A 15,622-nucleotide genomic window follows, 5' to 3' on the forward strand; every position below is an offset into this window, starting at 1 on the left:
TGGTAATTTCGACCCATTCAGTCGATCTCGCGCGCAAAGCGCATTCGTCGTCGAGAAAATGACACGTGGACCAATTTTTCAGTGCGCTCGAGCACAAGGACAAGCACAAGCAGATCGCGGTCGTCGCGTCCGACGCGGCGGCCGGCAGCGCGTATCCGCCGCATTCGCATCGGCATGGCCAGCTGATTCACGCGATTTCCGGCGTGATGCTCGTGCATGCGGATGCCGGCAGCTGGGTCGTACCGACCGGGCGGGCGGTCTGGGTGCCGGGCGGCACGCAGCACGAGATCCGGATGGCCGGCGACGTGCAGATGCGCACGGTGTTCGTCGCGCACGAAGTGCGGCCCAGCCTGCCGCGCGAATGCCGCGTGATCGAGGTCGGCACGTTGCTGCGCGAGCTGATCGTGACCGCGAGCGACCTGCCGGCCGATTACGACCTCGCGCATCGCGCGGGCCGCGTGCTCGCGCTGATCCTCGACGAAATCGAGATCGCGCCGCTGCTGTCGCTGCATGTGCCGATGCCGCGCCATCCGGCGCTCGCCGCGTTGTGTACGCGGCTCATCAATGAACCGTCGTCGGTCGTCACGCTGCAGTCATGGGCGCGCGACGCGCACATGAACGAGCGCACGCTCGCGCGCGCCTTCAAGCGCGAAACGGGAATGACGCACGGTGCGTGGTGCCGCCACGCGCGCCTGCTGCTGAGCTTGCCGCGCCTCGCCGCCGGCACGCCGATCCTCGAACTCGCGCTCGAACACGGCTACGACAGCCCCAGCGCGTTCGCGGCGATGTTCCGCAAGGCACTCGGCGTGCCGCCGAGCGAGTACTTTCAGCGGCGCTGAAGCGTACTGTCCGTTTCGCGACGATCGAGTGCTGACGGGCGCGCGCGGCGCGACAAGCCGCTCGCTACAGTAGCGGCATCGCACGACACCGGCGCCACGCGCCCGCCCCGCCGATGGATCTGATTCAAAGCATGCAGGTTTTCGTCACGCTCGCCGACGCGGGGACCTTCACCGAAACCGGCAAGCGGCTCAACCTCACGACCGCGTACGTGAGCCGCACGATCGCGTCGCTCGAGACGCATCTCGGCATCCGCTTGCTGAACCGCACGACGCGCTCGATGTGCCTGACCGAAGCCGGCGAACGCTATCTGGCGCGCGCACGCGACATCACGCTCGCCGTCGACGCGAGCGAACGCGAAGCGCGCGGCGCACGGCTGCATCCGCACGGCCGGCTGCGTGCGCACTGCAGCGCCAGCATCGCGAACCGTTTCGTGATTCCGCTCGTCGCGCACTTCCAGGCGCGCTATCCGGACGTCAGTGTCGACCTGACGCTCGCGCCGCAGGTACCGGATCTGGTCCGCGACAGCTACGACGCCGCGGTGATCGCGATGCCGAGCCTGCCGAGCTCCGATCAGGTCGCGATCGACGTCGGGCGGATCGGCAGCGTGCTGTGCGCATCGCCCGCGTATGCCGCGCGTCACGGGATGCCGGACACGCCGCGCGCACTCGCCCGGCATCGCTGCCTGCAACTGGTCGCGCCCGCGTACCCGGCGCGCGAATGGACGCTGACACGCGGGGCGGATTCGGAAACGGTCGCGTTCGAGCCGGCGATGACGGCCGACGTCGCGGCATCGCTCGAAATCGCGGTACGGGAAGGGGCGGGAATCGGGCTGCTGCCCGAGTTCGTCGCGGACGACGGGCTGCGTTCAGGCGCGCTGGTGCGTGTGCTGCCCGATTACCGGGCGGAAGACGTAGGCGTGTTTCTGGTGTATCCGTCGCGCAAGCTTCTCGACGCGAAGACGCGCGCGTGGGTGGATTTCATGAAAGCGGAACTGCGGGTAGCGCTCGCCGGGCCGCGCGGCGGCCACCGCGCGGACGACGACGAAACGACCACGCCGGACACCCCCGGCGCGGCCGCCCAACCCCCGCTTACGCGACAGCCTTCACCGCCGGCTGCGCACCAAAAAACGTCGCCTGCGCCGCTTCGTCCGCACGCGCATACGCGCGGTTGATGCCGCTGATCACCGCGCGGATCGACGCGGTCGTCAGGTTCGCGTCGATGCCGACGCCGAACGCGCTGCCACGCACGCCCGTGCCGGCCAGTTCCGCGATCGCAATCGCCTTCGCATCGGCGCCTTGCGACAACGCACGCTCCTCGTAGTGCTGGATCCGCAGCGGCGTGCGCAACGCGTGCATCAACGCGTCGAGCGGGCCGTTGCCTTCGCCGCGCAGCACGCGGCGCTCGCCATGCACGTCGGCAGTCAGCACGATCGTCTCGCGGCCGTCGCGCTCGGTCAGCTCATGGCCGACATAACGCAGCGGCGCATCGCCTTCCACGTATTCCTGCTGGAACAGCGACCAGATCTGCGCGCTCGTCACTTCGAGCCCGCTGTCGTCGGTCAGGCGCTGCACGGCCGCGCTGAAGTCGACCTGCAGGCGACGCGGCAGCGCGACACCATAGCTCTGCTCGAGCAGGTACGCGATACCGCCCTTGCCCGACTGGCTGTTCACGCGAATGATCGAGTCGTACGTACGGCCGACGTCGCTCGGATCGATCGGCAGGTACGGCATTTCCCACACGGCATCGGGGCGCTGCACCGCGAAGCCCTTCTTGATCGCGTCCTGGTGCGAGCCGGAGAACGCGGTGAACACCAGGTCGCCGACATACGGATGGCGCGGATGGATCGGCAACTGCGTGCATTCCTCGGCCGTGCGCGCGACTTCGTTGATCTGCGAGAAATCGAGGCCCGGATCGATGCCCTGCGAGTACAGGTTCAGCGCGAGCGTGACGAGGTCGACGTTACCGGTGCGCTCGCCGTTGCCGAACAGGCAGCCCTCGATGCGGTCCGCGCCGGCCATCACCGCGAGCTCGGCCGCCGCGACCGCGGTGCCGCGGTCGTTGTGCGGATGCACGGACACGATCAGCGCATCGCGGCGCGCGAGGTTGCGATGCATCCATTCGATCTGGTCCGCGTAGAAGTTCGGCGTGCCGACTTCGACGGTGGCCGGCAGGTTCACGATCGCCTTGTGCTCCGGCGTCGGCTGCCACACGTCGAACACGGCGTCGCAGACTTCCTTCGCGAAATCGAGTTCGGTCGCCGTGAAGGTCTCCGGGCTGTATTGCAGCGTGAAATGCGTGTCGGTCGCGGCATCGGCGAAGCGCTTGATCGTGCGCGCGGCGTTCACCGCGAGTTCCTTCACGCCGTCGCGGTCGAGGCCGAACACGATCTTGCGGAATTCCGGCGCGGTCGCGTTGTACAGGTGCACGATCGCGCGCTTCGCGCCGCGCACCGAGTCGAAGGTGCGCTCGATCAGGTCGTCGCGCGCCTGCGTGAGCACCTCGATCGTCACGTCGTCGGGAATGTGGCCGCCTTCGATCAGCTCGCGCACGAAGTTGAAGTCGGTCTCGGACGCCGACGGGAATGCGACCTCGATCTCCTTGAAACCGATCGCGACCAGCATCTTGAACATTCGCATCTTGCGCGTCGCGTCCATCGGCTCGAACAGCGACTGGTTGCCGTCGCGCAGGTCGGTGCTCATCCAGATCGGCGCTTGCGTGATCGTGCGCGTCGGCCACATGCGGTTCGGCAGGTTGACGGGCGTGAACGGTCGGTACTTCGTCGCGGGGTTCTTCAGCATCATGATGTTCGGTCCTCGGTCGGTTTGTCGGGAAACCGCCGCGCGCTGGCCATCCGTCGGGGTGGCAAGCTGCGCGCGCAGCGATAAAACAGGTGAAAGCGGCACAACGGCAAAGCGGTACGGCGAACGACAGCCTTGGCGGTTGAGCGACCGGGACGGAGCGGAGCGATTCGGAAGAAGGACGAACTCAGGCGCCGGTCGACAACCGGGGCCAGGTCGGTGATGCGGGGGAAATCTGGCGCTTCAGGAAAGAAGCAGATGGAAAGCGCGCAGCCGCAGACCCAGCCCGGAGAAACGGGCTAGTAGTCGTAGCGAGAAGAGGGGCTGGGCGGCTTGCATGGCCGAAATCAAATCACAGGGTGACGGGGGCTGTCAACGGGCTGCGTGCAAATGGCGCGGAATTCGATCGCTCAGAATCAGTCCTGTCCGATAGGCGGCGTGCCGCCCCGTCGATATGCTTCATGGGTGCGGCGCCGGTGAGGCCCCTGTTCACGTTCGGAGTGAGTTGGTCAACGTACTTCGCCGGTTGCCGCACCCCCTCCTGTTGCAATCAATCGGGTTTCGGTGTGGGCGTTCGGTGGTGGCCGGTGGGCGCGGCCACGACCGAGATGCTGATGTTGAAACCAACGCTGCCAGATGCGAACGCCGAGCGCCTGCGCCCAAGCCCGATTGCTCCGCACCTCCCGGCCCGCCTCATCTGCGCAACCGCGCATCATTCAGAAAAGCGATACACACGTCGATATAATTTCCTGAATATATCGAAACACCTTCAATTAAACCCATTTCATTAAATCGATTAACCTCTATTTTCGATTTACTGAACAATAGCCACTCCCCGGCGAATATTTTTTTATTTATTTTTCGGCATGCTCGGTACGTCGCATTTCAAACGGCAAACGTTTGCGCGACACAGCCAGAAGCCTTACCCATCGTTCCTCAGGAGGAAAGCATGGCCGATTCTCAAACGTCATCCAATCGCGCCGGCGAGTTTTCGATTCCGCCGAATACCGAATTCCGCGCGATTTTCTTCGCGAATGCCGCCGAGCAACAGCACATCAAGCTGTTTATCGGCGACAGCAAGGAACCCGCCGCGTATCACAAGCTGACGACGCGCGACGGCACGCGTGAAGCGACGCTGAATTCCGGCAACGGCAAGATTCGCTTCGAAGTGTCGGTGAACGGCAAGCCGTCGGCCACCGATGCACGCCTCGCACCGATCAACGGCAAGAAATCGGACGGCTCGCCGTACACGGTCAACTTCGGGATCGTCGTGTCGGAAGACGGCCACGACAGCGACTACAACGACGGCATCGTCGTGCTCCAGTGGCCGATCGGCTGACCTGATGCGCGTCTGACGCGCACCTGACGACTCACCACCGCCGGCCGCCTCCGGGCCGGCCGGCGGTTGCGCGCCGCCTTCCGCGGCACCGCCCCCCCCTTTTGCATCGAAACCCGCCCTACCAACGGAGACATCCATGCCCCTCCTTTCGGCCTCGATCGTCAGCGCCCCCGTGGCGACATCGGAAACCTACGTCGACATCCCGGGCCTGTACATCGACATCGCCAAGGCAGAGATTCGAGACGGGAAACTGCAGGTCATCCTCAACGTGCCGACGCCGTACGCGACCGGCAACAACTTCCCCGGCATCTATTTCGCGATCGCGACCGACAAGGGCGTCGTCGCGGACGGCTGCTTCACCTATTCGTCGAAAGTGCCCGAAGCCACCGGGCGCATGCCGTTCACGCTGGTTGCGACGATCAACGTCGGCAGCGGCGTCACGTTCGTGAAGGGCCAGTGGAAAAGCGTGCGCGGCAGCGCGATGCATATCGATTCGTACGCGAGCCTGTCCGCGATCGGCGACACGGCCGCGCAATCGTCGTCGCCCGGCAGCGGAAGCGGAAGCGGCGAAACCGGCGCGGGCGGCAACCCGGGCGGCACGGGTAGCGGCACGGGTAGCGGCACGATCGGCGGCGGCGGCGAGCGCGACGGCACGTTCAACCTGCCGCCGAACATCAAGTTCGGCGTCACCGCGCTCACCAACGCGGCGAACGACCAGACGATCGACATCTACGTCGACGACAACCCGAAACCGGCCGCCACGTTCAAGGGCGCCGGCGTACAGGACCAGAACCTCGGCACCAAGGTGCTCGATTCCGGCAAGGGGCGCGTACGCGTGATCGTGATGGCGAACGGCAAGCCGTCGCGGCTCGGCTCGCGGCAGGTCGACATTTTCAAGAAGTCGTACTTCGGGATCGTCGGCTCGGAAGACGGCGCCGACGACGACTACAACGACGGCATCGTGTTCCTGAACTGGCCGCTGGGCTGAACACGATGACTCGCGGCGCGCGCGGCGTGTGCGCGCCGTTGGCGAATCCGCAATGGCGACGGGGCCAACCACCCATTGCAAACCGATTCATTCGAGCAGTCCGTTGCAGTTCCACGCTGTACTCCGCGCGCGACAACGGCGAACGCCATTCACCGGCCGCGCAACGCAAGACCTTTCATCGAGACGAGGACGACATGTCACAACCGTTTACCCATGACGATCTGTACGCCCTGCTGCAACTCGCCGGCAACGATGCCACCGCCGTCCAGGCGAACGGCGACCAGGCGGTGCTCGACCGGATGCGCCAGTTCATGACCGCGCAGCTCGTCGAAAAGCTGCCGCAATACGATGTGTTCGTCGACATCGCGACGATCCCGTACAGCTTCGACGTCGGCAGCTGGCAAAACAAGGTGAAGGCCGATGCGGCCGGGCAGGTGATCGCCTGCACGGTGACGTGGGCCGGCGCGCCCGGCGTGCTGCCCGGCGCCGCGGCGAAGTTCGGCGTCGGGGCGGTGGTCAACTACTTCTCGAAAGCGACACCGCAGCCGCAGCCCACGCAGCCGGACGCCACGACGACCGGCGGCGGCGAACGCGACGGCCTCTTCAACCTGCCGCCGAACATCGCGTTCGGCGTGACCGCGCTGGTCAATTCGTCGGCGCAGCAGACGATCGAGGTCTTCATCGACGACAACCCGAAACCGGCCGCGACGTTCCAGGGCGCCGGCACGCAGGACGCGAACCTGAACACGCAGATCGTGAACTCCGGCAAGGGGAAGGTGCGCGTGGTCGTGACGGCAAACGGCAAGCCGTCGAAGATCGGCTCGCGTCAGGTCGACATCTTCAAGAAGACCTACTTCGGTCTGGTCGGGTCGGAAGACGGGACGGACGGTGACTACAACGACGGTATCGCCATCCTGAACTGGCCGCTCGGTTAAGCAGCGTCACGCCGCCCCCCTCGCCACGCCGCCCGGCGTGGCGATTCGCTTCCGCGCGCCGGACCTAGCGCCGCGACGGCCTCTCGCCTCCCTGCCCCATCGGACTATCCGAATCGGTTGCGCCCGATCGCAGTCCTGCTGCGACCCCGCATCGATCGCCTTTGCTTCGCTGCAATTCCCCGTGCCCGACACCGCCTTTCGTCGGGTCGCTCCCTGATTGATCGACACGCCATTCCGCACACAGGACTTGCGCTCCATAACTACGACTCATAGAATCGTAGTTATGGAGCGCATCGATGCGCAGGCAACGTCGGTGGTCTACCGACCCCATGCATCAATCAACCGGAGTCAATCAGTGGCAAAGCGAATTCTTGTGATCGGGGCCGGCTTCGCCGGCATGTGGAGCGCGCTGAGCGCGGCGCGCGTGCTGGACGCGCAAGGTCGAACCGACGTGGAAATCACCGTGGTGGCGCCCGACGCGCATCTGCACGTCCGTCCGCGCCTGTATGAAGAAGGCCCGGCAAACTTCCGGGCGCCGCTCGGCGAGATCTTCGACGCGGTGGGCGTGACGTTCGTCCAGGGTACGGTCGAGCGCATCGACGTGGCGCACCGGACCGCCGACGTGCTGGGCACGGACGGCGAGGCGACGACGCTCGACTACGACCGCCTCGTGCTGGCGGCCGGCAGCCGCCTGTTCCGCCCCGCGATTCCGGGCCTGGCCGAGCACGCGTTCAGCGTCGATCAAACCGACGAAGCCGTCGAACTCGAAGCGCACATTCGCGATCTGGCGTTGCAGCCGGCCTCCACGGCACGCGATACGGTCGTGGTGGCAGGCGGCGGATTCACGGGCATCGAGACGGCAGCGGAAATGCCGGCCCGCCTGCGCGCCGCGCTGGGCGAGCACGCGAACGTGCGGGTCGTGATCGTCGAGCGCAACGACGCGATCGGCCCCGACCTGGGCGCGGGCCCGCGTCCCGTGATCGAGGAGGCGCTGCGCACGCTCGGCGTGACGTGGAAGCTCGGGTCCGGCGTCGCATCGGTCGACGCGGGCGGCATCACGACGGCGGACGGCGAGCGGATCGAGTCGAGCACCGTGATCTGGACAGCCGGCCTGCGCGCCAGCACGCTGACCGAACAGGTTCCGGGCCGCCGCGACGCGACGGGGCGCCTGCATGTCGATCGCAACCTGGCGGTCGAAGGCGTGCCGGGTGTCTACGCGACGGGCGACGTTGCGTATGCGGCCACCGACGACGAAGGCAACCACACGATGATGTCATGCCAGCACGCGATGAACCTGGGCCGTTCGGCGGGGCACAACGTGGCCGCCGATCTGCTGGGCCTGGAACAGATCCCGTACAGCCAGCCGAAGTATGTGACGTGCCTGGATCTCGGCCCGTGGGGCGCCGTCTATACGGAAGGTTGGGATCGCGAAGTGAAGCTGAAGGGGGCGGAGGCGAAGAAGCTCAAGCACCAGATCAATTCCGAGTGGATCTATCCGCCGCGCGCGGATCGCTCGGAAGCGCTGGCGGCCGCGGATCCGCTGCGGATCGTCGTGGCCTGAGCGGCGCGTTTGCCCGCACGATGCGCGGGGTGCGGCAGAGGCATCCCGCGTGTCGTCGTGTCGTGTCGCGTCGCTCCATCGCGGCGCGACGTCACGCGAATCAGCGCTCGCCGCCGCGGCTGGCCGCACGATCGGCAAACCAGCCGACCACCTTGGGGCCGTAGCCTGCCGGCGCTTTCGACCAGGCCTGCCCGGCAAGATCGGCGAGCGACTGCTTCTTGAGTTCCTCCCGCATCGCCCGTTCCGCCGCCTGCATCACCGCGTGAATCGAACAGGTGCCGCGCGTGGCCCACGCGGGCGGCTCGCCTTCGAACACCGCACACTGGCCGCGCACTTCGCGGCAGTCGAACAGCCGCTTGTCGCCGTCGATCGCTTCGACGACATCCTGCACGGAGATATCGCGCGCGGGTCTCGCCAACGCGAAGCCGCCGCGAATGCCTTCGCTGGACACGACGATTCCGGCCTTCGCGAGACGCGTGAAAAGCTTGGCCGCGTAATCGACGGAGACGCCCTGCATCTCGGCGAGGTCGCGCACGCTCGCGTCGCGCACGCCGGTGGAAGTGTCGGCGAGATAGAGCAGGCAATGCAGGCCATACTCGACGCCGGTGCTGATGAACGACATGCTATTGCGACTCGTGGTATCGGAGTTGGGAGCGTAGCGCAGGACGGCGACAATGTCATCCGTCACGCCATCCGCCCCGTTTTCGTCAGCGAGGGTCGCTTGCATGGGCCTGCCCTGCAAGAACGATCAAATGCCTCCGCCGCCGATACCATATAGTCCGCCCGACACGCCCATTGGAACGCCATGAACCCGGTAGGACAAGCACTCTGGTTTATCGAAACCCGGCTGGACCGCGAACTGACGCTCGACCGGATTTCCGCCAATTGCGACATGTCGTGCTTCGGCTTCTCGCGCCTGTTCTCGATGAATACCGGCTGGCCGGTGATGCGCTATGTGCGGTCGAGGCGGCTCACGCGTGCGGCACGCGCGCTGGCGCAAGGCGCGCCGGACATCCTGCAGGTGGCGCTCGATGCCGGCTATGGCTCCCATGAGGCGTTCACGCGCGCCTTCCGCGATTGCTTCGGCATGACGCCCGAGGACGTGCGGGCACGGCGCACCCTTGACGGATTGTCTCTTGTGGAGCCGCTTCGCATGAAAGAACTGAAGATCATCGACGTCGTACCGTCGCGCTTCGAAACCGCCGGCAAGCGGCTGATCGCCGGCATGAGCGACCGCTACACCTTCGAAACCAACGAAGGCATTCCGGCGCTGTGGCAATCGTTCATCCCATACATCGGTACCATTCCCGGCCAGGTCGACTATGTGACCTACGGCGTGTGCTGCAATCCCGATGCGGATGGCAGCTTCGAGTACATCGCGGGCGTGGAAGTCACCAGCCGCGACCGGCTGACCGCGCCGTTGCGCTGCGTCGAACTCGAACCGCAGCGGTATGCGGTCTTCGAACACAAAGGGCACATCTCCACGCTTCATCAGACGATCTACAGCATCTGGAATGGCTGGCTGCCGACGTCGGGATTCAAGGCGGTCGACGCACCCGAGTTCGAGCGCTACAGCGCGGACTACGATCCGGTGACGGGCGCCGGCGTGCTGGAAATATGGTTGCCGGTCGAACCTGCTGCGTAAGTGGCTTGCCCTGATCGGCCGCGACTTGGCTCGCCGCGGCCGGTCGGTCAACGCATCGTCATCGTCATCGTCGATATCACCACGCCCACCGCACGCCCGCATTCCCGGTGATCGTGCGCTGGTGCTCGCCGCCGAGGTTCGTCAGGTAGCTGACCGTCGCATACACGCTGCCGCGCTTCGTCAGTTGCGCCACGAGCCCCGCGCCGATCTGTCCGGCCGTCTGCCCGACCTGCGTGCCGATCGTCGTCGAGCCGCCGAAGGTAGTCCGGTCGTCGGTGCCGAACGAGCGCAGCACGTTTACGCGCAGGTACGGCTTCCAGCTCACGCCGTTCGCCTCGAACGCATATTGCAGCCGCGCGCCGATCCGGCCGAGGAACGTGTTGCCGTTGTTCCAGCTCACGCTCGAGATCCCGTCGTTGAAGCGGTCGAGCGACAGCCATTGCCACACGAGCTGCGCCTGCGGCTCCAGCGTCAGCCCGTAGCCGAGCGCGATCGGCAACCCGGCCTCGACCGAACCCGTGAACGCGTTGCCGTTCGTCGAGCCGCCGACGTTGTCGGTCGAATGCGTGCGCACCGTGAGCGCGCTGCCCATCAGCACGGCATCGGTGTACCAGCCGCCCGGGCCGATGTGCGTCCAGTAGCCGCCGAGGTTGTACGCATTGACCTGCAGCGAGCCGACGCCCAGGTCCTGCTGCGCGAGCGCGAAGCCGTTCACGTCGCCGACCGCGCGTGAGAACCCAAGGAAGAAGCCGTAGTGGTTACGATGGCCGCTCGCGGTGGTGTCCGCGTACAGATCCTGCCCGACCTGCATCCCCCACACCGTGCCGTCGTATGACGGTGTCACGTCGCCCTTCTGCTTGATGTCGCTGTGGCCGCCCCACACGCGCGCCCACGATGCGGGTATCGAACCGTTCTCGGCCAATAAGCCCTGTTCGCCTTGGCGGTCGTGGAAGGTGTCGATCTGCAGCAGCCCGAGCTGGCGTGCGACAGCAGGCGCTTCCGCGTACAGCGGCACTTCGGGCCGGTAGATCGGCTCGGCATTGCCGCCCGTTCCCGCGTTGTCGACGGCCTCGACGATCGATTCCGGCGTGCCTTCGGCCGGCGTGATCGGCGGCTCGGTCGGTGGGGTCGGCTGGCCGGGCTCGACGACCGGCGGCTGCGGTTTCGGCGGCACCGTGTTGCGCAGGTACCAGTTGTCGCCGGTGCCGGTCGCCGCGCCGCCTTTCGCAAGGAAGTACGAATATGCACCAGCACTCACCGTCCCTCCGGACAGGGAAAACGCGCCCGCGCTCGACGTCGCGCCGTTGGTCACCTGTACGACCTCAATACCATCGCCCGTTGTCTGCGCGCCGGGGCCGCCGACGTTTGTCACCTTCAGCATGCTCGAGCCGTCGATCCCGCCAGCGCCGACGATCAGCCGGTCCGAAGCCGCCCCGTCTCCCGCCAGATACGTATTCACCGCGACCGTCCCGCTCTGGCCCGAGTAGCCGCCGCCGATGATCGTCAGCGTATTGCCGACGCCGCTGCCGCCCAGTTGCAAGAGCCCCGCGTTTGTCAGATCTCCCTTGATTTCCAGGTTGCCGGTGTGACCGCTCGCGAGACCACTCAACGCGTTCGCGACAGAAACCGTGCCATAGTTGACTACGTCGCCCGCCACACTGCCGTAACCGCCGAATGTCGCACCCGGCTCGATCCTCACCATGCCACCCCCGGTCATCGTGGCCGGTCCGCCGAGTCCATCGCCGAGCACCAGCGTTCCAGCCTTGATGTCGGTGAAGCCCATGGCGTTGCTGGGGCCGTTCAGCGTCAACGTGCCACTGCCGAGCTTGGTCAGGGAACCTCCGCCACCCGCGATGTTCTGCGTCAACGTCGTGTTGAAACCCTGCGTATCGATCGTGCCGCTGCTTGACGGCGTGATCGACACCGCGCGGCCCGACGCCAGATTGAACGAACTGCCGAGCTGCAGCGTGCCGCCGTTGAACGTGAGCCCGCCCGACGCCGCGCCGAGCGCGTTGTCCGCCGCGACCGACAGCGTGCCTTGCGTGATCGTCGTGCCGCCGGAATACGTGTTGCCGCCCGCAGCCGCGGGCGTAACCGTCAGCGTGCCCGCACCGGTTTTCTCCACTGCGCCCGCCCCGCTGATCGTGCCCGTGTACGTGCCGGCGCTGTCCTGCTGGAAACGCACGAGCCCGTTGTCGGTCACCGACAACGGCAGGTTCGACGCATTCGCCTGCAGCGTCGCGCCCGCATTGACCGTGGCCACGACCGACGCCGTGGTCGTGCCGAGCGTGCCCGTGAGGTTCAGCGTGCCGCTCTGCACGAGCGCGGTCGAGAACGTGCCGGTGCCGGCCCACGTCCAGTCGGCGCCAGTCATCGTCAGGCTCTGGAAATTCGTGAATGCATTCGACGCCGTGCCCGTGCCCTGCAGCGTCACGGTGTTGGTGCCGGCGCCGCCATTCGCGGTGCCGACGATTTGCGAGCCGGTCTGCAGGATCAGCGTCACGTTGCCATTGCCGCCCTGGATCGCGGTGCCGCCGCCACCCTGGATCAGGCCCGCGTTGGTGATCGTCGTCGCGCCGTTGGTCGAGCGCACCCCGATCCCGTTGTTGCTGATGATCTTGCCGCCGGCCTGGTTCGTGATCGTCGCGGTGAACGAGCTGCCAAGCGTATTCGACACGACCGCATCGACGCTACCGCCGCTCGTCGCGGTGCCGGTCGTCTGGATCGTGCCGCTGTTGACCAGCGTGTCGTTGTTGCCCTGCATGTATACGGCCGGTGCATCGCGGCCGTTCGACGTCAGCGTGCCGCTGTTGGTAATCGTGCCGTTGCCGCCGAGCAGCGACGCCGCGCGCGCGTTGTTGCCCGATGTCGTCACGGTGCCCGTGTTGACGATCTGGTTGCCCGACGCGCCGGGGTTGCTTTGCCCCCACGCGGCCGTCATCCCGTATGAGTTGTTGCCGGTGGTCGTGATCGAACCGTTGTTGACGAGCGTGTTGTTGTTGCCGTTCGCGGCCATCCCGTCGTTGTAGGCGCCGGTCGTCGAGATCACGCCCGGAGCGGCATTGGTCAGCGTGTTGCCGTTGTTCACGCCGAGCAGCACCGCGCCGCGATTCGCGACGCCCGTGCCGTTGCCGGACATCGACAGGTTGCCGTTGTTGGTAATCGCGCTCTGGGTATCGACGGAGAACGGTGTCGGCGTGGACGTGAGCACGTAGCTGCCCGTCGCGCCTGCATTGATATTGATCGTCACGCCGGTGCTGCCGGTCGCGGCCATGACCGACGGGATGCCGGCACCGGAGCACGTGACCGTCGTGCCGCTGCCCGGTGGTGCAGCCGGGATACATGCCGCATAGGCCCCCACCGGCATCGCGCCGGTCAGGATCGCCACTCCGCCCAAACCCAGGTTCCGCGTCGTTCTTTTCATCGTTCCGCTCGCATTTATTGGTGACGTTATTGCTGCAAATCGGTGCGTGAAACGGGTTATATCACCCGCTTTGAAATAATCGCAAGATCAGAACGGGTGATATCGGTAATCAGCGCGGGATTAATTTCGCATTCGGAAATAACGGAATGGGGTGCGCTGTTGCGGTGCGGCAAACGTCGCATCGTCGCAGCGGAGAGCAAGCGGAAAAGTAAAGCGGTTGAATTTGCCGAGTTTCAGACAAACCTTGCTTTGATGAAGAAGATGAATTGAAGCATCCGGCAAATTTGACGCCATTCGACGATCGACTGGTCGCGCGATGGCTGTGTGCCGATCCGGCCATGTTGCTTCGCACGATGACCGGCAATTCGGCATTGCCGGCACACGCGCCGACGCACGCATGCAACGACGCCGCCAGCCACGGCCGGCGGCACCTCGCCCACCGTCAACCAGCTCGCGATCCGGCAGGCTTCACCATCGCCACCGGCAGCGACCACGCCGCCGACGCCAAGCGCGTGCGCATATCGCGCACCACGCGGTTGAACGCCACGCGCCGTTCACCCTTCAGCTTCGCTGCCTTGCCCGCCTGTACCAGCACGACCGGGTCGACGAGACGGTCATGCCGCCGGACCTCGAAGTGCAGATGCGGCCCCGTGGCCGTACCCGTGCTGCCGACCGCGCCGACGCGCTGGCCGCGCGCAACCCGCATGCCGGTTCGCAGCGCCGGCTCGAATGCCGACAGGTGTGCGTAGTACGACGCATAACCGTCGTCATGGCGGACCACCACGTACTTGCCGTAGCCGCGCGGCTCGGTGCCGATGAACGTCACGACGCCGCGCTCCGACGCATGAACCGCGCGCCCGGCCGGCGCCGCGAGGTCGACGCCGGAATGCACATGACGCGTGCCGGTCACCGGATGCACGCGCGTACCGAAATGCGAGCTGATGCGGTTTGCGCTGACCGGCATCGCAAATCGGGAACCGGCGAGCGGCATGCCGTCGAGGTCGTAATAGGCGCCCGGCGAGCCGGCGTCGGGCGCAAACCACACGCCCGCGACGTGCTGGCCATGCAGGCGAAGCTCCAGCGCCGTCACGCGCACGCCGCCCCGCTGCTTGGCGCTGCCGTCGGGTTCGTATGCGACGCGAAACGTATCGCCGTGTGCACCGCGCTGTTTCAGGTCGATGCGACCGGCGAGCAGGCGGGTGATCTGCGCGGTAACGCCGGCCGGCAGATCGGCGCGCGCCAGCGACGCCTGCAGGCTGCCGACGATCGCGCCGGCCCGCGCGCCGCGATCAGCTTGCGCAAGCACGAACGGCTCGGCAGCGGCGAGATCGACCGGACGCCGCTCGAACGCAGCCTGCTCGCCCGTCGCGGGCAACGCCGACGCAAGACCGTAATCGAACCTTGACGCATACGCGCGTTCGACCGCCCCGCGCGCGGCGTCGCACAGCACGCGGTAAGCCACGCAGGCGCCGAAGCGCGCAACAGGGTCGTCGCGTTCGCCGACTGCCGGCACGGCCAACGCACGTGACGCGTAGGCGACGTCGAGCGGCGCGGCCGTCGATGCATGCAAACCGCCCCACGTCGTGCGCGCGGCATTGAAAAAGGGCACGTCGACAAGGTCAGCCGCCCCGGGTGAAAACGGCGCGGCGTCGTGAGACGCGTATGCCACCGTACCCGGTGCGCCGGCCACACAGGCCGCCGCGATGACGCCGCGCAGCAGCGTGCGGCGCATCGGGAAACCGTGAACGCCGCGCTGTGCGGATTGACCTTGTTCGCGTGCGAGACGGAAACGCAGGTCTAACCGCATGACGTCGTCACTCGCTGTCTGTCAGTGAAAAATCGGGAAAGAACCGGGTATCGCGGAGGAACGATCGTCGCGACCCGGCAACGTGAAAACGAGTGTAGCGGCGCGATCGAAGCGGTTGAATAGGACCAGTCTCATTTGAATGAAAAGCCGCTTCGTACTAAATCGAAATCTCGATTTCTCGGCCTGACGGCACAGCTACGCGGCATTCGACCCCACTCATTCGCGCGAACCATCGTGCCCCATGTACGGTCGAACGCTGCCCGGCGCGTGAGCGCAAGCCTGCCC

At 66.2% G+C, this 15,622-nt stretch carries 11 protein-coding genes; 7 read left to right on the plus strand and 4 right to left on the minus strand.

What is annotated here, in order from left to right; translation table 11 throughout:
* The first annotated feature begins 65 nt into the window (after positions 1-65).
* Together BCEP18194_RS37355 and BCEP18194_RS37360 are read left to right on the plus strand one after the other, a co-directional pair.
* Entirely contained in the window at positions 66-839 is a 774-nt protein-coding gene (locus BCEP18194_RS37355) for an AraC family transcriptional regulator (RefSeq protein WP_011356520.1), read from the plus strand.
* Positions 840-952: 113 nt separating this feature from the next.
* Positions 953-2,011 carry a LysR family transcriptional regulator gene (locus tag BCEP18194_RS37360; RefSeq protein WP_011356521.1) on the plus strand — a complete coding sequence of 353 codons (1,059 nt, stop codon included), beginning with the start codon at positions 953-955 and terminating at the stop codon, positions 2,009-2,011.
* On the opposite strand, the gene leuA is transcribed toward BCEP18194_RS37360, so the two are convergent.
* Positions 1,929-3,638 (minus strand): 2-isopropylmalate synthase, encoded by a 1,710-nt coding sequence (gene leuA / locus BCEP18194_RS37365; RefSeq protein WP_041493686.1) that lies wholly within the window; start codon positions 3,636-3,638, stop codon positions 1,929-1,931. The two genes, BCEP18194_RS37360 and leuA, sit on opposite strands and share 83 nt — an antisense overlap.
* Positions 3,639-4,587: 949 nt before the next feature.
* Between leuA and BCEP18194_RS37370 the strand changes: the two genes are divergently transcribed.
* From BCEP18194_RS37370 to BCEP18194_RS37385, 4 genes are all read left to right on the plus strand, one after another.
* Positions 4,588-4,977: a fucose-binding lectin II gene (locus BCEP18194_RS37370; protein WP_011356523.1), complete on the plus strand. Its 390-nt coding sequence runs from the start codon at positions 4,588-4,590 to the stop codon at positions 4,975-4,977.
* A 136-nt stretch (positions 4,978-5,113) separates the two neighbouring features.
* The gene (locus BCEP18194_RS37375) at positions 5,114-5,965 is read left to right on the plus strand and encodes a fucose-binding lectin II (RefSeq protein ID WP_011356524.1); all 852 of its coding nucleotides are present in this window, start codon (positions 5,114-5,116) and stop codon (positions 5,963-5,965) included.
* A gap of 194 nt (positions 5,966-6,159) precedes the next feature.
* A complete protein-coding gene (locus BCEP18194_RS37380) occupies positions 6,160-6,900 on the plus strand; it encodes a fucose-binding lectin II (protein WP_041493407.1) in 741 nt (246 codons plus the stop codon).
* Positions 6,901-7,255: 355 nt separating this feature from the next.
* Entirely contained in the window at positions 7,256-8,461 is a 1,206-nt protein-coding gene (locus BCEP18194_RS37385; protein WP_041493408.1) for an NAD(P)/FAD-dependent oxidoreductase, read from the plus strand.
* Positions 8,462-8,561: 100 nt separating this feature from the next.
* Here the strand turns inward: BCEP18194_RS37385 and BCEP18194_RS37390 are convergent, their stop codons facing one another.
* On the minus strand, positions 8,562-9,083 hold the full coding sequence (locus tag BCEP18194_RS37390) for an RrF2 family transcriptional regulator (protein WP_011356527.1): 522 nt from the start codon (positions 9,081-9,083) through the stop codon (positions 8,562-8,564).
* Positions 9,084-9,266: 183 nt separating this feature from the next.
* Between BCEP18194_RS37390 and BCEP18194_RS37395 the strand changes: the two genes are divergently transcribed.
* Complete coding sequence (locus BCEP18194_RS37395) at positions 9,267-10,106, plus strand: AraC family transcriptional regulator (RefSeq protein WP_011356528.1); 840 nt, start codon at positions 9,267-9,269, stop codon at positions 10,104-10,106.
* Between the two features lie 76 nt (positions 10,107-10,182).
* Here the strand turns inward: BCEP18194_RS37395 and BCEP18194_RS37400 are convergent, their stop codons facing one another.
* Both BCEP18194_RS37400 and BCEP18194_RS37405 read right to left on the minus strand, forming a co-directional pair.
* Positions 10,183-13,530: an autotransporter outer membrane beta-barrel domain-containing protein gene (locus tag BCEP18194_RS37400; protein ID WP_011356529.1), complete on the minus strand. Its 3,348-nt coding sequence runs from the start codon at positions 13,528-13,530 to the stop codon at positions 10,183-10,185.
* Between the two features lie 442 nt (positions 13,531-13,972).
* The gene (locus BCEP18194_RS37405) at positions 13,973-15,337 is read right to left on the minus strand and encodes a M23 family metallopeptidase (protein ID WP_011356531.1); all 1,365 of its coding nucleotides are present in this window, start codon (positions 15,335-15,337) and stop codon (positions 13,973-13,975) included.
* Positions 15,338-15,622 lie beyond the last annotated feature (285 nt).

This window comes from Burkholderia lata (assembly GCF_000012945.1).
Taxonomy (GTDB): Bacteria; Pseudomonadota; Gammaproteobacteria; order Burkholderiales; family Burkholderiaceae; genus Burkholderia; species Burkholderia lata.